Here is a 21,065-nt window from a genome sequence, read left to right as displayed (position 1 = left end):
GAAGCAAAAAGGGCGACCGCAATGGTCGCCCTTTTTGCTTCGGCCGGCTGAGGTCAGGCGGGCACGGGACGCGGCACATGATGCGTGCGCGCCGGTTTGCGATAACGATCCACCGACAGATCGTCGGCGCGAATCGCCGGACGCGTGCCGGACACCAGATCCGACAGCAACTGACCGGAACCGCACGCCATGGTCCAGCCCAGCGTGCCGTGGCCGGTGTTCAACCATAGCCCGCGAATGCCGGCCGGGCCTACCACCGGCGTGCCATCGGGCGTCATCGGGCGCAAACCGGTCCAGAACGTCGCGCGGCTGACGTCGCCAGCGCCCGGAAACAAATCGGTCACAACGTGCTCGAGCGTGCGGCGCTTGTTCGGGTCCAGCGAGCGATCGAAGCCGACGATCTGCGCCATGCCGCCCACGCGGATGCGGTCGTCGAAGCGCGTGATGGCCACCTTGTAGGTTTCGTCGAGCACGGTCGATACGGGACTTTTGTCGGCGTCGGTAAGCGGCACCGTGATCGAGAAGCCTTTGAGCGGATATACCGGCAGGTTCGACAAGCCCGGCAGCACATGCCTGACGAAAGGCGTCGACCAACTGCCCAGCGCCACCACCACCGCGTCGGCCATCATCGGCTGGCCCGCCACGATGGCACCGGTCACCGCATCGCCTTCGGTCAGCAGACCGTCGATCGAGCGGTTGTAGTGAAACTGCACGCCCAGCGACGTTGCCATGGCTGCCAGTCGTTCGGTAAACAACTGGCAGTCACCGGTTTCGTCGTTAGGCAGGCGCAACCCGCCAGCCAGCTTTTGGCCTGCGGCGGCAAGCGCCGGTTCGCTCGCGCCGAGTTCATCGCGCGAGAGCAATTCGTAGGGCACGCCCGCTTCCTTCAGCACCGCAATGTCGCGCGACGCGGCTTCCATTTGCGCATCGCTACGGAACACCTGGAGCGTGCCTTGCTGGCGACCTTCGTAGGAAATGCCTGTTTCCGCGCGAAGTGCACGAATGCAGTCGCGGCTGTATTCGGCCAGACGCACCATGCGCTCCTTGTTGATCGCATAGCGCTCGGCGGTGCAGTTCTGCAGCATTTGCCACATCCATTGCAACTGGAACAGCGTGCCGTCCGGCTTGATCGACAGCGGTGCGTGTTCCTGGAACATCCACTTGATGGCTTTCAGCGGAACGCCCGGCGCAGCCCACGGCGAAGCGTATCCGGGCGAGATCTGTCCCGCGTTGGCAAAGCTGGTGCCAAGCGCCGGTCCGCTCTCGCGATCGACCACGATCACTTCATGGCCGGCTCGCGCCAGATACCACGCACTGGTGACGCCAATCACGCCACTACCAAGGATAAGAACGCGCATTTCGGGGGCTCCAGACTGCCAGATCAGCCTATTGAAGGATTCGCTTCTATACTATTGACTTCGATCTGGTCATAGTTACCGAAATTTTCAGAAAAACAGGAAAAAATCATGAGGACGAGCCGTTCGCCGGTACGGGCGCTGGACAGGCTGGATCGGAAGATTCTTGCGGTGCTGCAGGCCGACGGGCGGATTTCGATGAAGGACCTCGCCGAGGCGGTGGGATTGACGATCACGCCGTGCATCGAGCGCGTGAAACGGCTCGAGCGCGATGGCGTCATCATGGGTTACTACGCGCGCTTGAATCCCGCTCTGCTGGGAAGCGCGCTGTTGGTGTTTGTGGAAATCTCGCTGGGCAACAAATCGGGCAACATGTTCGAACAGTTCCGGCGCGAAGTGCTGCGCATTCCCGAGGTGCTCGAATGCCACCTGGTGTCCGGCGATTTTGATTACCTGATCAAGGCGCGCATCCGCGAGATCAGCGAATACCGGCGCCTGCTGGGCGACATCCTGCTGCAGCTGCCCGGCGCCGCGCAGTCCAAGAGCTATGTGGTGATGGAGGAGATCAAGGAGACCCTGGCGATTGCAGTCGACGCCAGGGAAGGCAGCGCGACCGGAGTGTCCTGAAATGGGGCTTGGGTCCGCATCGCAGATACTGTATATTCATACAGTATTCGATCGACCGGCAACCCATGCCTTCCCATCGCCATCCGCCAACCAAGGGACCGCCCACTAAAGGCCGCGGCGCAGTCAGCAACCTCCAGGGACGCTTCGAGCGCGACCAGCGCGAAGCGTTCGACGACGGCTGGCTGACGTCCGAAGCCGAGCCGCTGCAAGCGGGCGAAGGATGCCGTCACGTCGACGGTCCGGCACAGCCGGCCGGGGCGTCGTCATCGAAACTGATCACGCAGGTCACCATCGAGCAGGCGCGGTCAATCCTCACGCGCAATGCGTCGCCTGACATTCCGTTCGATGTCTCGCTGAATCCGTATCGCGGCTGCGAGCATGGCTGTATCTACTGCTTCGCGCGGCCGACGCATGCGTATCTCGATCTGTCTCCGGGACTCGATTTCGAATCGAAACTGTACGCCAAGGCCAATGCGGCGCAGCGGCTGCGCGAGGAAATCTCGCGGCCGTCCTACCAGTGTCAGACCATCGCGCTGGGCGTCAATACCGACGCCTATCAACCGATCGAGCGTACGCAACGCATCACGCGCAGCGTCCTCGAGGTTCTGCATGAGACCGATCACCCTGTTGCGCTTATCACGAAGTCGTCGCTGATCGAACGCGATGTCGACCTGCTTGCGCCAATGGCTGCCCGGCGCCTAGCGGTGGCCGCCGTCACGATCACCACGCTCGATGCCGACATCGCACGCACCTTGGAACCGCGTGCCGCGACGCCCGCACGCCGCTTGCGCACGATCCGCGAATTGACCGACGCGGGTGTGCCGGTTGGCGTCAGCGTGGCGCCGCTCATCCCGTTCATTACGGAGCCTGATCTCGAACGGATCCTCGAGGCCGCTCGCGAGGCGGGCGCGGTGTATGCCAACTACATCGTGTTGCGATTACCGTGGGAGGTGCGCCCGCTGTTCCAGGAATGGCTGCAGGCGCATTTTCCGGACCGTGCCGAGCGGGTCATGAACCGCGTACGCGAAATGCGTGGCGGTAAGGATTACGACGCCGATTTCGCTTCGCGCATGCGCGGCACGGGAATCTGGGCGGACTTGATCCGCCAGCGTTTCTATAAAACGGCGGATCGGCTCGGTTTCCGCTACAACCGTTTCGAGCTCGATACCTCGCAATTCCGCCCGCCACCGAGGCCCACGCGGTCGCGCGCGGCTGACGTCGGGCAAGGCTCGCTTTTCTGAGCGGGTGCGAGGGGTGCATGTGATAGGTGGGATGGACGGGACGATGCCGCCGCGCCGTCCGGTTGTGCCTGAGCGTCGTCGATCATGCGACACGCCAGCTCCAACGCGGCGCGTGCGTTGGCGGGTGCCAATCCCGACGACATCGCCAGCCTCACGGCGATGGCCGCAAGGCGTCCTTCTTCGTAAGCCGGATGATCCATCTGCAGCTCCTTCGCAGCGCTGCCCGAGGGCGGAGCCGCATGTTACGGGTTGCGGGAACCTAAGCAGTATGGGCGATTTGCGGCGGCGTGGAAGGATGGCCGCGGTCCCAATAGGGTGGGGAGCCAAACCAGTCGGCGAAGAAGTCGACAAAAGCGCGCGTCTTGGCCGGCACGAGGTGTCGGCTGGGATAGACGGCCCAGATCGAAACGGCCGGCAGCACCGGATACTCGTCCAGCAAACTGACCAAGTCGCCACGTTGCAGATAGGGCGCGACATCCCAAGTCGATTTCAGCGCGATCCCCATGCCTGCAAGAATCGCGTCGCGTATCACTTCGCCGTTGTCGACGCGCAGATTCCCATGCACCGCTACCGCGTGTTCGCCGACCGGGGTGTCGAATCGCCATGTAGATTGATCGCCCAGCACCAGGCAGTTGTGCTTGCGCAGGTCTTCGGGATGCCGCGGCGTGCCGTGGCGGCCAAGATAGTCGGGCGATGCACAGATTACACGCCGGCTTGGCGCCAGCGGCCGCGCAACCAGCGACGAATCTGGCAGCGCGCCCATGCGCAATGCGACGTCGATGCCGGCATCGACAAGTCCCACGATCTGGTCGGTCAGGCGCAGGTCCAGCGTGATGTCGGGGTATGCCTTCAGAAAAGCGGGAATCGCGGGCGATACGTGCTGGCGGCCGAACGATGCCGGGGCGGTGACGCGCAGCGGGCCGCGTGGGGCTTCGGCGCCCCGGCCCACCGATTGGGCGGCCGCCTCGGATATCACCAGCAACTGTTCGGCATGCACGAGAAATCGCTCGCCATCGCCGGTCAGCGACAGCCGGCGCGTGGTGCGATGGAGCAACCGCGCACCCAGTTGTTCTTCGAGGCGCTGCAATCTGGCGCTTGCCGTCGATGTCGACAACGCCAGGTCGCGGGCCGCGGCGGACAGGTTGCCCAGTGCGGCGGCGCGTACAAACACCGCAATGTCGAGCAGGTCGAAATGCATCGGCGAGCCGCGCCCGTTATTCCTGCGACAGCGCCTTGGCGGCTTCTACCTGGGATTCGAAAAAAGTCTGGAAGCTGATGGCAAGGCCGGCCATCAACAGCCCTGTGCCGATCATCAACGAGAGAATCACAAGAATCACGACCGGCCAGCCCGAGCGTGTGGGCCGTCCTTCAGGGTTGTAACGCGCGTCCCATTGATCGTCGGGGCGCAGGCCGAACACGATGGCAGTCAGGAATGCAGCGATCATCGACGCGCCGCCGGCTACCGCGAAGGTCCAGTTCAATGCCGCGCTGCCGGTGCCAAGAACCAGCGAAGCAATGCCGATCACACCGGCCAGCGTCGCGAGCAGATGCGCCCAGCCAAACTTGTCGCCAAGCCCGCGCAGATAGAACCGATGCGCCCCGAGGCTGCCGAGCAGGAACGCCAGTGCGACGGTGATCAATTTTGACTTGCTGCCCGAGCGATGGGCGGTGGTGCGGGCAACGGTGGGGGCTTGGCTGGCGGCAGGCATCGTAGGCAGGCAATCTCGGAATCGCGTGGATGCCGACGGCATCGGCGCACATTGTACGCTGGCGCCATGCGGGGGCAGCATGTCTCACGGCCACGAAGGCCCGGCGCGCGCATACGGGTGCAACGCAGCAGCTTTGAGAATCGGAATGCAGAAATGGCCGGGATTCCGGCCACTTTCAGAGGCAAACCAGAGAGCTAACTAGTAGGCGATAAGCGACGGACTAGCGGCCGCCGTCGCGACCGCGCGCCTGCCAGCCGGGGCCGACGCCGGACGGGCGGACCTCCGTGCCGCGCAACGAAGCATCGCCGGGGCTGTTGCGATCGACGCCGCCGGGTTGGCGCGCGAAGCGGTCGTCGTCTCGCCCGCCAGGGCCTTGCGGGCGTCCGCTCAGCCGGTCGTCGTTGCGCGCGCGCTGTTCCATCCGGTCGATCTGAGCCTGGACGTGGTCGCGGTTTTCCGCGCGCACGCTGGCCATGTCCCAGCCGCCGCCCCGTCCCATGCGCACCGAGTTGTCGGCGCGCGCATGGTGCCAGAACGCGATTTGTGCGTGGCTGGTGGCGATGGAGCCAACCAGGCCGATGACGGCCACGGTACCAGCCACCAGACAGCGCAGGTGGGGGCGGGTAAGCATGTGGATTTCCAATGTCCTGTAGCAGGTGATGAGTCAGGCGTTGGATTCATGGTACGCAGGCAGCCTGGGATGGCCTATTCGAATCGCGTTACCGGTGTAACGGATTGTTTCGTCATTTTTGCCAACTTTGATGCGTCTGCCGCCGGCGTCGGGCACTTAGGCTCTGCCGCATACTACTGACGCCCTGCCATGCGTGGGGGCGCCTGCGACGATGCGCGACTCGATGTGTCGTATTCGTTGCATGAGCCAAGCACTGTCACCATTTTCGCCACGGCGGGCTTGCGTCGATGTTGCGCTGGCGGCGCACCGGCGGCCGAGGAGATAGCGAAAAGCCCTAAGAGTTTGTTCGGGGTCCCGAAGTGGGCTATACTCTTGCGTTTCGTGTTCGCACACCCCGTTTTTTCGAGGAATTAACATGGTCGTAATCCGTCTGGCTCGCGGCGGCAGCAAGAAGCGCCCGTTCTTCAACATCGTTGCTACCGATTCGCGCAACCGTCGCGATGGCCGTTTCATCGAGCGCGTTGGCTTCTACAACCCGCTGGCTTCCGACAAGGAAGAAGGCCTGCGCCTGGTGCAAGACCGTCTGGCCTACTGGCAAGGCGTTGGCGCCCAGCTGTCGCCGACCGTTGCTCGTCTGGTCAAGCAAGCTGGCAAGGCTGCTGCCTGATAGCTTTAAGGCGTACCGGTTCGGGTGCGCTTGATGCATAACTGACGCTCTCTGCAACGTGACTGGCAACGCCACCGGCCGTAAGCCGCTGAATCTTTCGGGTGCTGCCGTGCAATCTGGCGCCGCTGCCCGCGAGGCGAAGCTGCCTGCCGCACTGCTGGACACAAATAGCCTTCCTGACGATCTGATCGAGGTCGGCTATGTGGGTGCGGCATATGGCATCCGTGGCTGGATCAAGGTCCATCCGCATGCGGACGACGCCTCCGCATTGCTGCATGCCCGTCGCTGGTGGCTGCTGCGTGCGCCGCCGGCAGGCGTGATGACCGCGCCGGCGCAGTCCGCCGAAGCGGTGAGCGTCAAGATTGCCCAGTCGCGCGAGCATAGCGGTACCGTGGTGGCGCAAGCCGCCGGCGTTTCGGATCGCAATGTGGCTGAAATGCTTAAGGGCCGTCGCGTCTGGATCCGGCGTGAGGATTTTCCCGCGCCGGAAGAAGGTGAATTCTACTGGGTCGACCTCATCGGTTGCGCCGTGGTCAACGAGCAGGGCGAAGCGCTCGGCGAAGTGACCGGCCTGATCGACAACGGCGCCCATCAGATCCTTCAGGTGGCTTTCACGCTGCCAGATGGAAAGGCCGCGGAGCGGCTGATTCCGTTTGTCGACGCATACTTGCGCACGGTCGATACATCGGCCAGGCGCATTGTCGTGGACTGGGGGCTCGACTACTGAAGTTCCGTCTAGGGAGGCGCGGATGCAGTTCGACGTAATCACGCTGTTTCCCGAGATGTTTCGCGCGCTGACCGACTGGGGCATTACCAGCCGTGCAGCCAAGCAGGACCGCTACGCCTTGCGGACCTGGAATCCGCGCGATTTTACTGTCGACAACTACCGGACGATCGATGATCGTCCCTATGGCGGCGGCCCCGGCATGGTTATGCTGGCCAAGCCGCTGGAAGACGCGATCGATGCCGCAAGCTCGGCGCAATCGCAGGCCGGTGTCGACAAGCCTCACGTTGTACTGATGTCGCCGCAAGGCGCCACACTGACGCACGAGAAGGTCATGTCGCTGTCGCGGCGGCCCGGCCTGGTGTTGCTGTGTGGGCGCTATGAAGCCATCGACCAGCGTCTGATCGATCGTCGCGTGGACGAGGAAATCAGCCTTGGAGATTTCGTGCTGTCGGGTGGAGAGCTTCCCGCGATGGCGCTGATCGACGCGGTGGTGCGGCATCTGCCCGGCGTGCTGGGCGATGCGCAGTCGGCGGTGCAGGACAGTTTCGTCAACGGCCTGCTTGATTGTCCGCACTACACGCGGCCGGAAGAATACGAAGGCGTGCGGGTCCCCGATGTACTGCTGGGGGGCCATCACGCCGAAATCGAAAAATGGCGGCGCCAGCAGGCGTTGTCCAATACGGCTCGCAAGCGTCCCGATCTGATCGTGGCGGCGCGCGAGCAAGGATTGTTGTCCAAGGCCGATGAGAAGTTCTTGTCGGAGTGGGCGACGAAAGCAGGGCGGGAGTTCGCTTCCGCCAAGTGAAAACCCCATCCTCTGCCGGGGCCCAGCAAGGTTCTGGGGCATACAACGCCGGCACGATGGTTAAGGAGAAAACGATGAACATCCTCGAGCAAATCGAGAAGGAAGAAATCGCGCGTCTGACGGCGAACAAGACCATCCCCGCATTCGCACCTGGCGATACCGTTATCGTCAACGTGAACGTGGTGGAAGGTAACCGCAAGCGCGTGCAGGCCTATGAAGGCGTGGTGATCGCCAAGCGTAACCGTGGCCTGAACAGCTCCTTCATCGTGCGCAAGATCTCGTCGGGTGAAGGCGTGGAGCGTACGTTCCAGCTGTACTCGCCGCTGATCGCCGGCATCGAAGTGAAGCGTCGCGGTGACGTCCGTCGCGCGAAGCTGTACTACCTGCGCGAGCGCTCGGGCAAGTCGGCACGTATCAAGGAAAAGCTGGTGACGAAGGCCTCGAAGGCCGCCGCCGCCCAGTAAGCTTCCTGGTCAGGCGCCGGCAACGGCGCCCTGCCGGATTGCGAAGGACACCCTCGGGTGTCCTTTTTGCGTTCTGTGCCGATGTTGCGCCGATGTCGTCACGGTATTGTGCTGCAGTGCGGCAATACGCCGTTCTGTCATACTTGACGGCGTTATGCGCCCCATATTCGATCCCCAAGCGTTACCGGTCATCGAGACCGATCACCGTCGCGCGCCGCTTTCCGCGCCGCGCATGCGACCCGATTTCATCCGGCACAGATTGCTCTCGCCCCCGGCATGGAAGCCGGAGCTGACCGATGAATCGCGAGTCTATGACAAGTCGCGCGGCCTGCGCGAAGCCGCCGTGCTGGTGCCGCTGGTCGATCGTCCGGACGGCTTGACCGTGCTGCTGACCGAGCGCAATGCCAACCTCACGGCGCATGCGGGGCAGATCAGCTTCCCGGGCGGCAGCCGGGAAACCTACGACGCCGACCGGATTGCCACGGCATTGCGCGAGACACGCGAAGAAATCGGGCTGGATCGCGACCACATCGAGGTGCTCGGGTCGTTGCCCGACTACATCACCGGAACCGGATTTCACGTCAGTCCCGTGGTCGGGTTGGTGCGTCCCGGATTTACCTTGCAGCCCGATGCGGGCGAAGTGGCCGATGTATTCGAAGTGCCGTTGGCCTTCCTGATGGATCCGTCGCGGCACGAGCGCCGCCTGTTCCGCTGGGACGGGGGCGAGCGCCAGTTCTATGCCATGCCGTATCCGCGCGAGGATGGCGGCCATTGGTTCATCTGGGGCGCCACGGCCGGCATGCTACGCAATCTCTATCACCTGCTTGCCGCCTGAGCCCCGCGCGCCGTTGAAGACCGGGCCAGCCGGCTCACACGCCTGATGTCTCAGGCCGCGACCTGCGCGTCGTTGCCGTCCGACGCGGGCATCTGGTCGGCACAGTGCGGGCAGCTCTTGCCGACCACATACTTCGGATCTTGCTGCGCCTCGGGCGTCACCACTGCGCGGCAAGCGAAGCACTGTACCGGACCGGCGGGCTCCAGATTGGGATTCAGCGCGGTTCGGTAGTCGAACACGAAACAGTCGCCGCGATAGTGACTGCCGCCGACTTCCTCGAAATACTTGAGAATGCCGCCCTCAAGCTGATAGACGCGCTCGATCCCGACTTCCTGCATGTGGATCGCGGCCTTTTCGCAGCGAATGCCGCCCGTGCAGAACGAGACCACGGTCTTGCCCTCAAGCGTTGCACGGTTCTCGGCCACGGCCGGCGGGAAATCGCTGAACTTGTCGATGTTGTACTCGACGGCGTTCTCGAACGTGCCGACCGCCACTTCGAACGCATTGCGCGTATCCAGCATCACCACGGGACGGCCGTCGTCGTCGTGCCCCTGGTCGAGCCAGCGCTTCAGATCCGCCGGCCGGACTGACGGCGCGCGGCCGGCCTCCGGTCGGATCAGCGGCATCTTCATGGTGATGATTTCCTTCTTGGCGCGCACCAGCATCCGCTTGAACGGCTGGTTCTCGGACAGGCTCTCCTTGGGTGCGATATCGGCAAAGCGCGCGTCCGCGTGCAGCCACGTCATGAATTCATCAATTTGCGCCCGGGTGCCGGCCAGGAACATGTTGATGCCCTCCGGCGCAAGCAGGATCGTGCCTTTCAGCCCCGCGGCCTCGCAGCGTTCGCGCATGGCGGGGCGCAGCGTCTCGATGTCTTCGAGAGTGACAAACTTGTAAGCTGAAATATTGACGATCTGCATGGCCGGTGCCGCGTGTCGAGTGCGTGAGCGCGCTCGATAACTGCCTGATTGGAAAGGCGAAATTATAGCCGCTTGGCGGCCGTGCCGATACCCGCCGGCGCGCTGGCACGGCGGTGCGCGCCGGCACATCACTTTACGAATTCTCTCAGCGTGCCGCGCAAAGGGAGCCGGTACAATGGCGCCCTATGTCTGAACCCCGCTTCGTACACCTTCGCCTGCATTCCGAATATTCGGTCGTGGACGGCATCGTCCGCCTCGATGACGCGGTCAAGGCCGCCGCCAAAGACGGCATGGGCGCGCTCGCGCTGACCGATCTCGCCAACGCCTTCGGCCTTATCCGCTTCTACAAGGAAGCGCGCGGCGGCGGCGTCAAGCCCATAGTGGGCGCTGACGTCTGGCTGACCAACGCCGACGATCGCGACAAGCCCGCACGCATGCTGCTGCTTGTCCAGGACCGCATTGGCTATCTCAATCTCTGCGCGCTGCTGTCGCGCGCCTGGCTGGGCAATCAGCACCGTGGCCGCGCCGAATTCGAACCGGCCTGGTTCGAAGAGCCGGGCGAGGAAGGCCTGCCCCTGGCAACGGGCCTGATCGCGCTGTCCGGCGCAATGGGCGGCGATGTCGGCCAGGCTTTGGCCAACGGCAACGCCGACGGCGCGCGCCGCGCCGCACAGCACTGGGCGCGCGTTTTTCCGCAGCGCTTCTATATCGAATTGCAGCGCGCGGGGCATCCGGGCACCGAGGCATATGTCCAACAGGCGGTGCAGCTGGCCGCCGCGCTGCAGTTGCCGGTCGTCGCCACGCATCCGGTCCAGTTCATGACGCCGGATGACTTCACCGCGCATGAGGCGCGCGTGTGTATCGCCGAAGGCGAATTGCTGGCCAATCCGCGCCGCACGCGCAAATTCACCACCGACCAGTATTTCAAGACCCAGGACGAGATGTGCGAGCTGTTCGCCGACATCCCGTCCGCGCTGCAGAACACGGTCGAGATTGCCAAGCGCTGCAACCTGACGCTGGAACTTGGCAAGCCGCGGCTGCCGCTGTTTCCCACGCCCGATGGCATGTCGCTGGACGACTACCTGGTCTTCATGGCCAAGGACGGCCTGGAAAAGCGCCTGGCGGTGCTGTTTCCCGATGAAGCCGAGCGGGAACGCAAACGGCCCGAATACTATGACCGGCTCCAGTTCGAGACCGGCACCATCATCAAGATGGGATTCCCGGGCTACTTCCTGATCGTGGCGGACTTTATCAACTGGGCCAAGAACAATGGCGTGCCGGTGGGGCCGGGCCGCGGCTCGGGCGCGGGCTCGCTGGTGGCCTATGCCCTGGGCATCACCGATCTTGATCCGCTCAAGTACGCGCTGCTTTTCGAGCGTTTCCTGAATCCCGAGCGGGTTTCGATGCCCGACTTCGACATCGACTTCTGCCAGCACGGTCGCGATCGCGTGATCACGTACGTGAAGGAAAAGTATGGCAAGGACGCCGTGTCGCAGATCGCCACGTTCGGCACCATGGCCGCAAAGGCTGCCGTGCGCGACGTGGGCCGCGTGCTCGATCTCGGCTATGGCTTTGTCGATAGCGTCGCCAAGCTGATCCCGTTCAAGCCAGGCAAGCTCGTTACCCTCGAAGAGGCGAAGAAGGAAGAGCCCGCGCTGGCTGAGCGCGAGCGCAACGAGGAAGAAGTCCGCCAGTTGCTGGAGCTGGCGCAGCGCGTGGAAGGGATGACGCGCAACGTCGGCATGCACGCCGGCGGCGTACTGATCGCCCCGGGCCGCCTGACCGATTTCTGCCCGCTCTATACGCAGGGCACCGATGGTATGAGCGGGGTGGTCAGCCAGTATGACAAGGACGACGTCGAGGCGGCAGGCCTGGTCAAGTTCGACTTTCTGGGCCTGACCACACTGACGATCCTCGATTGGGCCGAGCGATACATACGCCGGCTCGATCCCGCCAAGGCCGACTGGAACTGCAGCCAGATTCCGCTGGACGACGGCCCCGCCTTCGAGATACTCAAGAGCGCCAACACGGTCGCGGTATTCCAGCTGGAAAGCCGTGGCATGCAGGGCATGCTAAAGGACGCCAAGCCTGACCGGTTCGAGGACATCATCGCGCTTGTGGCGCTCTATCGCCCCGGCCCGATGGACCTGATCCCCAGCTTCTGTGCGCGCAAGCACGGTCGCGAAAAGGTTGAATACCCGGATCCGCGCGTCGAGCCCGTGCTCAAGGAGACCTACGGCATCATGGTCTACCAGGAGCAGGTCATGCAGATGGCGCAGATCATCGGCGGCTACTCGCTGGGCGGCGCCGATCTGTTGCGCCGCGCCATGGGCAAGAAGAAGGCCGAGGAAATGGCCAAGCATCGCGAACTGTTCCGCGAAGGTGCAGCCAAGAACGGGCTGAGCGCGCAACAGGCCGACGATATCTTCGATCTGATGGAAAAATTCGCGGGCTACGGCTTCAACAAGTCGCATGCTGCCGCCTACGCGCTGCTGGCCTACTACACGGCGTGGCTCAAGGCGCACCATCCCGCGGAATTCATGGCAGCCAATATGTCGCTGGCCATGGACGACACGGACAAGGTCAAGATCCTCTACGAGGATTGCCGGCTCAACAAGATCGAAGTGCTGCCGCCCGACGTCAACGCCAGCGAGTACCGATTCGCGCCGACCGACGCCAAGACCATCCGCTATGGCCTTGGGGGGATCAAGGGGTCCGGGCAGGGCGCGATCGAAGACATCCTGCGCGCGCGCGAGGAACGGCCCTTTACCGATCTGTTCGATTTCTGCGAGCGCGTAGACCGGCGGCAGGTCAATCGCCGCACCATCGAAGCGCTGATTCGCGCCGGCGCGTTCGACAGCCTCAACCCGAATCGGGCGCAATTGCTGGCTTCGGTGTCGATCGCCATGGAAGCGGCCGAGCAGAAGGCCGAATCCGCCAACCAGGTGTCGTTGTTCGACCTGATGGGCGACGCTGGCGACGCGCATCGCCCGGAGCTGGTCGACGAGCCGGCGTGGTCCACCAAGCGGACGCTGCAGGAAGAAAAGCAGGCGCTTGGCTACTATTTCTCGGGCCACCTGTTCGATGCGTCGCGCGACGAGGTGCGCAAGTTCGTCAAGGGCACGCTGGCCGCGCTGGAAAAGGAAGTGCAGGGCAATGGCGGCGGATACGGCCGCGATGTGCGTGGCAAGGTGATCGCCGGCGTCATCATGGGTGTCCGCACGCAAATGACGCAACGCGGCAAGCTGATCATCGTGATGATCGACGACGGCACCGCGCAGATCGAAATGACCGTCTTCAATGAACTGTACGACGCCAATCGGCACATGTTCCGTGAAGACGAACTCCTGATCGCGCAAGGCAATGCCCGGCACGATACTTTCACCGGCGGGGTCCGCTTCACGGCGGAATCGGTAATGGATTTAGTCACGGCGCGCGCGCGATATGCCGAGGCGGTTTGCCTTGGCTTCAATGGCAATGCGTCGACCGAACGCCTGCGCGAGCTGCTGACGCCGTATCTGGCTAACGGCGGGAAGGGCGCCGGCGTGCCGGTGCGCATCAGCTATATCAACAAGACAGCTCAATGCGAGGCCATGCTTGGCGCGCAGTGGCAGATCACGCCGTCCGAGGAGGCGCTTGCCAGCTTCCGCAGCGCGCTCGGCGATGGCGTGCGGATCATCTATGCCTGATCGTGACCCGGCTGCCGGCATGCGCCGGCGACGCGTGCTGTTCCACGTGACGCACTTCCTCCATGGCGGGATTGAAACGTCGCTGGTCTCGCTGCTGAATTCGCTGGACCCGGATCGTTTCGAACTGGGCCTGACGGTGACCTATCCGTCGCCGGAGCTGGAATCGCACTTCCGGGCGCGCTTGCCGGCCCACGTCGACGTCCATGTTCTGGCGCCGGAACCGTGGCTGTCGCGCTGCCGGCAATTGAAGAAGCAGCGCAAGCTCGGGCCGCTCGGCAAGCTGTATGAAGAGGCGTTGCTGCCGCCCGTACGCAAGCCGCTGATGAACCGGCGTTTCCGCAAGAAACTGAACGCAGGCGGTTACGACGCAGTGGTCGACTACGACATGTCGCTGTCGCGCATTACCGGGCCGCTGCCGGTGCCGATGATTGGCTACCAGCATTTCAGCGTGGAACATCTCGCGCGCGGTCACGGACGCAAGCTGCGCAAGTTGCGGCATCAGTGCAAGGTGGATTACGACGCGGTGGTGATGCTGACGGACAGCATGCTGGCGGATGCGCGCAAGCTGATACCAGAGGCCGCGGACAAGCTCGTCCGGCTCTACAACGCGATCGACCTCGCCAGCATCCGCGCGAAGGCGGAGCAGCCACTCGATCCCGCCGTCGCGCCCGCTGGCCCATTCATAGTCTCCGTGGGGCGCCAGGAAGAAAGCCAGAAGGATTTCACGTCGTTACTGCGCGCCTATACGCGGCTTGTGGCGCAGGGCATCGAGGAAAACCTCGTGCTGGTGGGCGATGGCGCTTCGCGTCCGCAACTCGAAGCGCTGGCCCAGTCCCTTGGCATCGCCGAGCGCGTAACGTTTGCGGGTTTCCAGTCCAATCCGTACGCGTGGATTCGCCGTGCCCGGCTGATGGCGTTCAGTTCCAAGATGGAAGGGCTGCCCAACGTCCTGCTCGAAGGGCTCGCCGTCGGCCAGGTGGTGGTCAGCACCGACTGCCCCACCGGCCCGCGTGAAATCCTCGATGACGGGCGCGCTGGCTTGTTGGTGCCGGTGGGCGATGTGGATGGGTTGGCTGAGGCGATGCGGCGCGGCTTGCAGGACGACGCATTGCGCAGCACGTTATTGGCGCTCGCGGCCCGTCATGTCGAACAAATGGGTTTCGGCCCGACTTCCCAGGCCTTTACTGCACTGGTCGATCGCCTGACGAAGACGACTGCCGCGCCTGCTGCTGCAACAGCCAGAGCTTGATGTACTTGTAATAACTGGCCTGGCCGTTCATCAGCGCCACGGCCAGCCCTTGCGGGCCGTCCAGAAAGCCGCGGCGGATCAGCCAGGTGCGCAGGAACGCCCAGCTTCCATGGGTCCAGGCGCTGAACACGGACGCCGTCTTGCCGCGCCGGAACGCCTGCTGGGCGCCAAGCGTGGAATATTGATCGACCTTGCGCAGCACCTGGGAGAAATCGTCGTAGGTGTAGTGCAACAGCGGTGTTTGCAGGTGTCCGATGGGGCCGTCGGCGATCACGTTTTCATGGACGATGTCGTCGGTGAAGCGCACCTTGCCGGTGCGGAACAGGCGGGTGAGACGGTCCGGATACCATCCGCTGTGGCGCATGAACCTCCCGCAGAAACGCGACAGGCGGGGCATGTCATAGGCGTCGAACCGGCCCGATCCGATCGCGGCGAGGATCTCGTCGCGCAGTTCGGGGGTGACGCGTTCGTCGGCATCGATCGAGAGCACCCATTCGCTCGTGGCCTTGGACAGGGCGAGGTTTTTTTGCGGGCCAAAGCCGGGCCAGGTGGCCGTTTCATGAACTTCGGCACCCATGGCGCGGGCGATCTCGAGCGTGCCGTCGGTGCTGCCGGAGTCCACTATAATCGCGCGGTCGCACCAGGAGACGCTCTCGAGGCACTCCCGAATATTGTGTGCCTCGTTTTTTGTAATCAGTACGACAGAAATTTTCATAGATGCTTGCGATGGGATCCCGCATGCCGGAATTGCCCGCCATTCTAGCGGCAGTCGGCGCAGCGCCCATTTGGCAAGTGGAGCCAACGTGAACGACAGCAAAAAGCAAACGCCCCAGGAATCCGACACGCTCAAGCGCGTCTGGGCCTATCTGAAGCCCGAGATGCGCAATTTTGTGCTGGCCATCCTCGCCATGGCCCTGGTCGCCGCCAGCGAGGGCATCATCCCGAAGGTCGTCAATGATCTGCTCGACAAGGGGTTTGGCGGCGACTACGCCGGCAAGCTCTGGCACGTGCCCGCGCTGCTGGTCGGCGTGGCGCTGGTGCGCGGCGTTGCGCAGTTTGCGTCGGGCTACCTGCTGTCGTTGATCTCCAATCGCGTCCTGCTCAAGATGCGCATGCAGATGTTCGAACGCATGCTTCACGCGCCCGCTCTGTTCTACCACCGCAACACCGCGGCCTCGCTGATCAACGCGGTGATCTTCGAAGTCAACCAGGTGATGCAGATCCTCACCGGCGTGCTGATTACGCTGGTGCGCGATTCCCTGACCGTGCTCGCGCTGCTGATCTACCTGTTCTACACGAACTGGAGACTGACGCTGGTGGTGGCCGTGCTGCTGCCCGCCATCGGATTTGTGATGTCGAAGGTCAATCGCCGCCTGCGCCGCCTGAACCGCGAGCATCAGGCCCTGACCAATACAGCTGCCTATGTGGTCGAAGAGGCGGCTGGCGGTTTCAAGGTGGTCAAGCTGCACGGCGGCGAGGCGTACGAAACCGCGCGCTTTGCCACGATGGCGGAGCGCCTGCGTGGTTATTCGATGCGCATGGCCGTTGCTGGCGGCCTCAATCAACCGGTCACCGCGTTCCTGGCGTCGCTGGCGCTATCGGTCATCCTGACCATCGCCATGGTGCAGGCGCAGGGCAACCAGACGACGATCGGCGGCTTCACCGGTTTCGTGATGGCCATGCTGCTGCTGATTTCGCCGCTCAAGCACCTGACCGACCTGAACCAGCCTTTGCAACGCGGTCTGACTGCCGCCGAAATGATCTTCGGGCTGATCGATGAGCCGGTCGAGCCGCAGACTGGCGGCTTGCCGCTGGAGCGCGCCACCGGCGACCTCGTGTTTGAAAACGTCGGCTTCCGCTATGGCGATGCGGGACGCCCCGCGCTCGATCGCGTGAATTTCCACGCGGCCCCGGGCGAGGTGGTGGCGCTGGTCGGGCCGTCGGGCAGCGGCAAGACCACGCTGGTGAATCTGTTGCCGCGCTTCTTCGATCCCACCGAAGGCCGCATCGTGCTCGATGGCCGGCCCATCGACCAGTTTGGCCTGGCGGACCTGCGCCGCCAGATCGCCTTCGTCAGCCAGGATGTGGTGCTGTTCAACGACACCGTGGCCGCCAACGTGGCCTATGGCGTCCATCCGCGCGAGAAGATCGACATGGCGCGCGTGGAGCGCGCGCTGGCCGCGGCGTACCTGACCGATGTGGTCAAGGGCCTGCCCGACGGCGTGGAGACCAATATCGGCGACAACGGCATGAAGCTGTCCGGCGGCCAGCGTCAGCGGCTGGCCATCGCGCGGGCGTTGTACAAGGATGCACCGATCCTGATTCTGGACGAAGCCACTTCCGCGCTCGATTCCGAATCCGAGCGCCAGGTTCAGGCCGCGCTGGAATCGCTGATGGTGGGCCGCACTACGCTGGTGATCGCCCACCGTTTGTCGACGATCGAAAACGCCGACCGCATCGTGGTGCTGGAGCAGGGTCGCGTGGCGGAGCAGGGCAGCCACGCCGACCTGCTGGCCGCCAACGGCCTGTACGCCGGCCTGCACCGTATCCAGTTCGCCACTTCGGCGCACTGAGCCGGAGAAGGATCCGATGGCCGCGGCGAGGGCTGCGGCCGGGCATGTACCAACAGGGGAACATACCCCGACGAGGAGACAGACATGACCAACGCTTCAGCGCCAATCAGCCGCTATCCGGTTCCCGCGATTGCCAAGCTGCCGGACGATATCCGCCAGCGCGTACTCGAAGTCCAGGAAAAGGCCGGCTTCGTTCCCAACGTGTTTCTCGCGCTGGCCCATCGCCCCGACGAATGTCGCGCCTTCTTCGCCTATCACGACGCGTTGATGCTCAAGGAGACCGGCAACCTGACCAAAGGCGACCGGGAAATGATCGTGGTGGCTACCTCGGGCGTGAATCAGTGCCTCTATTGCGTGGTCGCGCACGGCGCCATCCTGCGCATCTACGAAAAGAAACCGCTGGTGGCTGATCAGGTGGCCGTCAACTATCGCAAGGCCGACATCACCCCGCGTCAGCGCGCGATGCTCGATTTCGCGATGAAGGTCTGCACCGAATCCCATACGATTGGCGAGCCCGATTTCGACGCGCTGCGCGCGCACGGCCTGGACGACGAGGACGCGTGGGATATTGCCGCGATCACCGCATTCTTCGGCCTGTCCAACCGCATGGCCAATACCATCGGCATGTGTCCCAACGACGAGTTCTTCCTGATGGGGCGGGTGCCCAAGAGCAAATAATCGGCCGCGCACTGCCGGGGCGGTCCCGCCCGGCAGCGCGTGCTCCGGAGCGAGCGCGACAGCCGGGGCGCCGCAACGGGCCGAACGCTATCGGACTTGCGCGCACGCTCCGCTTTTCGGATCAAACAGCACTGGCCACGCCTCATCGTAGATGCCGGGCGTGCAGTGTTTTTCGCAATGCGCGTGGGCCAGCGTGATGCGGCGCGGATCCTGCCAAACCATCAGCGTGCAGCCGCTGCCGTCGACGGCATGCAGTTCGATATGCGGCGTTTGCTGTACCTGTTTGAATTCCGACAGATCGAAGTGGCAAGAGCCGCGGCGCGATACCCAGAGTTTCCAGGACAGCTGCTGCACGGCGTTGTGCGACACGCGCACCAACGCATCCTCGCGAAAGCCGTCTTCCTCGGTACGTTTGCATGTGCCGTTCATGTCGATTTCGTGTGCCGGGATCGGGGTGGCGCGCGCCACCGCAGGCGCGGGTCGCGTGGCGTAGGGTTCGGGAAACGGGCCGTTGTACGTCTGCGGGCCTTCGGTGGTCCCCGGCGCGGTGCACGCCGCGCACAAAAAAAATGCCAGCATCGCTGGCATGATGATTCTTGTTGACGTCATGTTGGCCCCCTCGTACTTCCTCCGCCTACTTCAATGTAGCGGATGAATTGCCAAAGGCCAGCCATATGCGATCGGGACTAGCCCTAGCAGGCGAAGAAAAAGGGCGACGACTATAGTGAGACGATACTGGCTGCGCGACGAAGCATGTCGCGCGGCCTTTTTGCGAATGCCGAATTAAGCTTCAGCTCAGGCCACGGCCTGCAGCGCAGCCGCGCGCGGCGCGGCGGCATGCACGGGCGGATAACCGGCGGCGAACACCAGCCGGCCGGCCGACCACGTGTGCGTGACCAGCGGCTGTCCGGCCACACTGGCCACGGCAATCACGTCGGCGCGCTTGCCCGGCGCAAGGCGGCCGCGATCATCGAGCTGGCACGCGTCGGCCGGGTTGGCGCTGACCAGCGCCAGTGCCTCGTTCAGTGGCAGATCGGCCAGACGCGCGGCGGCAAACGCGGCGGCGATCAGGGTCGACGGCTGATAGTCCGAACACAGGATGTTGCCCACGCCTGCATGGATCGCGTCGATGGCCCGCATCGACCCGCTCTGGCTCTTGCCGCGCAACACATTGGGCGCGCCGAGAATCGTCGGCAGCGCGTGCGTGGCCGCTGCACGCGCCGTTTCCAGGTTGATCGGGAATTCGCTCATGCGCACGCCGAGCGATTGCATCGCGGCGATGCGCTGCGGCGAATCGTCGTCATGGCTGGCAGTGGGAATGCGCAGTGCGTGCGCCTTGGCGATCAGCCGATTCACGCGATCGGTCGCGCCATCGAGTTCGGCCGCTTTACTCGCGGCGGCGTCGGCCGCCTCTTCGCGGCTCATGCCGTGGTTGCCCATCATGTAGGACAGATACGCGTCCATCGTCTTGAACTGCCCTTGGCCCGGCGAGTGATCCATCACGGACAGCAGATCGACCACGCCTTCTTCCATCAGCATTTCGAGCACCGGCACCGCGGCGGCGTCGGTCACTTCGTAGCGGCAATGGATGCGGTTGTCGACCAGGCTGTGCGCGCGGTAGCCGGCCACGGTGCGCACCAGTGTGGCGGCCGTGTCATTGTTGCGCACGCCAAACTGGTTGCTGGCGAAAGATAGCGCGTGATATGGCGTGGTGATGCCGGCCGCCGCGTTGCGGCGATCGACCTGCGCGACGGCAAAATCGAGCGGAAACAGCACATTGGCGCGCGGTTCGGCTTCCTTTTCGATGGCGTCGCAATGCACATCGATCAGGCCCGGCATCACGGTGTGGCCGCGCAGGTCGATGACGCTGGCATGGGCGGGCGCCGAAATGGGATCGATGGCGGCGATCTGGCCATCGTCGATCAGCAGGGCGCCGTCGTGCAGCACGCGATCTGGAAGAACGAGCGTCGCGTGCGTGAGGTACGTGGTGGACATGTCCGGTTCCGTTTCAGGTTCGGGGCAGTGGCTGAGGGCGATCCCGGCGCGCCTGAGTGCGAGGGGCGATCAGGGCGCTTCGGGCTATATGGTCATTAGGGGCGAATGTTCGATCTGGCGACCGGGACGATCGGCTCTGCTGGCGCGCCGACGCGACCCGGCCGATGCTTCAGGCATTGGCAGCCGCCACGGGTTGCAGTGGCAGCGCGCGCGTGGCAACCGCGTCGCGTACCGCTTCGTCGTGGAAGATGCCGATCAGTGCGCGGCCTTCGGCCAGTGCTTCGCGGATCAGCGCGATCACCACGGCGCGGTTGTCGGCATCGAGCGAAGCGGTCGGCTCGTCGAGCAGCAGGATCGGGTGGCCGCCGATCAGGCCGCGCGCGATGTTCACGCGCTGCTGCTCGCCGCCGGAGAACGTCGCCGGCGGCAAATCCCACAGACGGCGCGGCAGGTTCAGACGTTCGAGCAGCACCGCGGCCCGGGCGCGCGCCTCCTCGTGACTGGCGCCACGTTGCTGCAGCGGATCGGCCACGACATCGAGCGCGGACACGCGTGGAATGGCGCGCAGGAACTGCGAGACATAGCCGATCACATCGCGGCGCAGCTTCAGCACGCGCTGTTCGGGCGCGTTGGTCAGCTCGACCCACGGCTCGCCCGCGGCGCTGGTATCGCGCAGACGGATGGTGCCTTCGGTGGCCAGGTAGTTGCCGTACAGGCAGCGCAGCAGCGTGCTCTTGCCCGTGCCGGAGCGGCCCGACAGCACCAGGCATTCGCCGCGCGATGCATCGAAATCGATCGCCTGCAGCACGGGCAGCCGGATGCCGCCCTGGTTGTGCAGCGTGAACATCTTGCCGAGGCCTCGCACCTCGATCAGCTTGCGGGTATCTGCGTGCATCATGG

At 64.0% G+C, this 21,065-nt stretch carries 20 protein-coding genes; 11 read left to right on the top strand and 9 right to left on the bottom strand.

Features of this window, described 5'->3' with window-relative positions:
- Nucleotides 1-53 precede the first annotated feature (53 nt).
- Nucleotides 54-1,358, bottom strand: coding sequence for a D-amino acid dehydrogenase (locus F7R19_RS03790; protein WP_150979412.1), 1,305 nt, complete (start codon nt 1,356-1,358; stop codon nt 54-56).
- Nucleotides 1,359-1,466: 108 nt separating this feature from the next.
- On the opposite strand from F7R19_RS03790, the gene F7R19_RS03785 reads away from it, so the two are divergent.
- Nucleotides 1,467-1,982 (top strand): Lrp/AsnC ligand binding domain-containing protein, encoded by a 516-nt coding sequence (locus F7R19_RS03785; RefSeq protein WP_150979411.1) that lies wholly within the window; start codon nt 1,467-1,469, stop codon nt 1,980-1,982.
- 65 nt (nt 1,983-2,047) lie between these two features.
- A complete protein-coding gene (locus F7R19_RS03780) occupies nt 2,048-3,223 on the top strand; it encodes a PA0069 family radical SAM protein (RefSeq protein WP_150979410.1) in 1,176 nt (391 codons plus the stop codon).
- Nucleotides 3,224-3,482: 259 nt separating this feature from the next.
- Here the strand turns inward: F7R19_RS03780 and F7R19_RS03775 are convergent, their stop codons facing one another.
- From F7R19_RS03775 to F7R19_RS03765, 3 genes are all read right to left on the bottom strand, one after another.
- Complete coding sequence (locus tag F7R19_RS03775; RefSeq protein WP_150979409.1) at nt 3,483-4,421, bottom strand: LysR family transcriptional regulator; 939 nt, start codon at nt 4,419-4,421, stop codon at nt 3,483-3,485.
- Nucleotides 4,422-4,437: 16 nt separating this feature from the next.
- Nucleotides 4,438-4,932 (bottom strand): NINE protein, encoded by a 495-nt coding sequence (locus F7R19_RS03770; RefSeq protein WP_150979408.1) that lies wholly within the window; start codon nt 4,930-4,932, stop codon nt 4,438-4,440.
- Between the two features lie 220 nt (nt 4,933-5,152).
- Nucleotides 5,153-5,563: a hypothetical protein gene (locus tag F7R19_RS03765; RefSeq protein WP_061958790.1), complete on the bottom strand. Its 411-nt coding sequence runs from the start codon at nt 5,561-5,563 to the stop codon at nt 5,153-5,155.
- Between the two features lie 415 nt (nt 5,564-5,978).
- Between F7R19_RS03765 and rpsP the strand changes: the two genes are divergently transcribed.
- The 5 genes from rpsP (at nt 5,979) to F7R19_RS03740 (ending at nt 9,061) form a co-directional block, all read left to right on the top strand.
- Nucleotides 5,979-6,230 carry a 30S ribosomal protein S16 gene (rpsP, locus tag F7R19_RS03760; protein WP_061958789.1) on the top strand — a complete coding sequence of 84 codons (252 nt, stop codon included), beginning with the start codon at nt 5,979-5,981 and terminating at the stop codon, nt 6,228-6,230.
- Nucleotides 6,231-6,288: 58 nt separating this feature from the next.
- Entirely contained in the window at nt 6,289-6,957 is a 669-nt protein-coding gene (rimM, locus tag F7R19_RS03755; protein ID WP_150979407.1) for a ribosome maturation factor RimM, read from the top strand.
- Between the two features lie 22 nt (nt 6,958-6,979).
- A complete protein-coding gene (gene trmD, locus F7R19_RS03750; protein WP_061958787.1) occupies nt 6,980-7,762 on the top strand; it encodes a tRNA (guanosine(37)-N1)-methyltransferase TrmD in 783 nt (260 codons plus the stop codon).
- 74 nt (nt 7,763-7,836) lie between these two features.
- A complete protein-coding gene (rplS, locus tag F7R19_RS03745; protein WP_061958786.1) occupies nt 7,837-8,226 on the top strand; it encodes a 50S ribosomal protein L19 in 390 nt (129 codons plus the stop codon).
- Nucleotides 8,227-8,380: 154 nt separating this feature from the next.
- Entirely contained in the window at nt 8,381-9,061 is a 681-nt protein-coding gene (locus tag F7R19_RS03740) for a CoA pyrophosphatase (RefSeq protein ID WP_061958785.1), read from the top strand.
- 50 nt (nt 9,062-9,111) lie between these two features.
- On the opposite strand, the gene F7R19_RS03735 is transcribed toward F7R19_RS03740, so the two are convergent.
- Nucleotides 9,112-9,981 carry a sulfurtransferase gene (locus F7R19_RS03735; RefSeq protein ID WP_150979406.1) on the bottom strand — a complete coding sequence of 290 codons (870 nt, stop codon included), beginning with the start codon at nt 9,979-9,981 and terminating at the stop codon, nt 9,112-9,114.
- A 185-nt stretch (nt 9,982-10,166) separates the two neighbouring features.
- On the opposite strand from F7R19_RS03735, the gene dnaE reads away from it, so the two are divergent.
- The gene (gene dnaE, locus F7R19_RS03730; protein WP_150979405.1) at nt 10,167-13,670 is read left to right on the top strand and encodes a DNA polymerase III subunit alpha; all 3,504 of its coding nucleotides are present in this window, start codon (nt 10,167-10,169) and stop codon (nt 13,668-13,670) included.
- Nucleotides 13,663-14,919 carry a glycosyltransferase gene (locus F7R19_RS03725; protein ID WP_223505667.1) on the top strand — a complete coding sequence of 419 codons (1,257 nt, stop codon included), beginning with the start codon at nt 13,663-13,665 and terminating at the stop codon, nt 14,917-14,919. Before dnaE ends, F7R19_RS03725 begins: the two co-directional genes overlap by 8 nt.
- Here the strand turns inward: F7R19_RS03725 and F7R19_RS03720 are convergent.
- Nucleotides 14,852-15,634: a glycosyltransferase family 2 protein gene (locus tag F7R19_RS03720; protein WP_150979494.1), complete on the bottom strand. Its 783-nt coding sequence runs from the start codon at nt 15,632-15,634 to the stop codon at nt 14,852-14,854. The genes F7R19_RS03725 and F7R19_RS03720 overlap by 68 nt on opposite strands.
- A gap of 88 nt (nt 15,635-15,722) precedes the next feature.
- Between F7R19_RS03720 and msbA the strand changes: the two genes are divergently transcribed.
- Both msbA and F7R19_RS03710 read left to right on the top strand, forming a co-directional pair.
- Nucleotides 15,723-17,492: a lipid A export permease/ATP-binding protein MsbA gene (gene msbA, locus F7R19_RS03715; protein WP_061958780.1), complete on the top strand. Its 1,770-nt coding sequence runs from the start codon at nt 15,723-15,725 to the stop codon at nt 17,490-17,492.
- 84 nt (nt 17,493-17,576) lie between these two features.
- Nucleotides 17,577-18,170 (top strand): peroxidase-related enzyme, encoded by a 594-nt coding sequence (locus F7R19_RS03710; protein ID WP_150979404.1) that lies wholly within the window; start codon nt 17,577-17,579, stop codon nt 18,168-18,170.
- 87 nt (nt 18,171-18,257) lie between these two features.
- Here F7R19_RS03710 and F7R19_RS03705 read toward each other — a convergent pair whose 3' ends face one another.
- From F7R19_RS03705 to phnL, 3 genes are all read right to left on the bottom strand, one after another.
- On the bottom strand, nt 18,258-18,779 hold the full coding sequence (locus F7R19_RS03705; protein ID WP_223505670.1) for a hypothetical protein: 522 nt from the start codon (nt 18,777-18,779) through the stop codon (nt 18,258-18,260).
- Nucleotides 18,780-18,965: 186 nt separating this feature from the next.
- Complete coding sequence (locus tag F7R19_RS03700; RefSeq protein ID WP_150979403.1) at nt 18,966-20,165, bottom strand: alpha-D-ribose 1-methylphosphonate 5-triphosphate diphosphatase; 1,200 nt, start codon at nt 20,163-20,165, stop codon at nt 18,966-18,968.
- Nucleotides 20,166-20,334: 169 nt separating this feature from the next.
- Nucleotides 20,335-21,063 carry a phosphonate C-P lyase system protein PhnL gene (phnL, locus tag F7R19_RS03695; protein WP_407648726.1) on the bottom strand — a complete coding sequence of 243 codons (729 nt, stop codon included), beginning with the start codon at nt 21,061-21,063 and terminating at the stop codon, nt 20,335-20,337.
- Nucleotides 21,064-21,065 lie beyond the last annotated feature (2 nt).

It is taken from the genome of Cupriavidus pauculus (assembly GCF_008801835.1).
Taxonomy (GTDB): domain Bacteria; phylum Pseudomonadota; class Gammaproteobacteria; order Burkholderiales; family Burkholderiaceae; genus Cupriavidus; species Cupriavidus pauculus.
The sequence above is the reverse complement of the archived record's forward strand: the minus strand, read 5'-3'. Positions and strand labels throughout refer to the sequence as shown.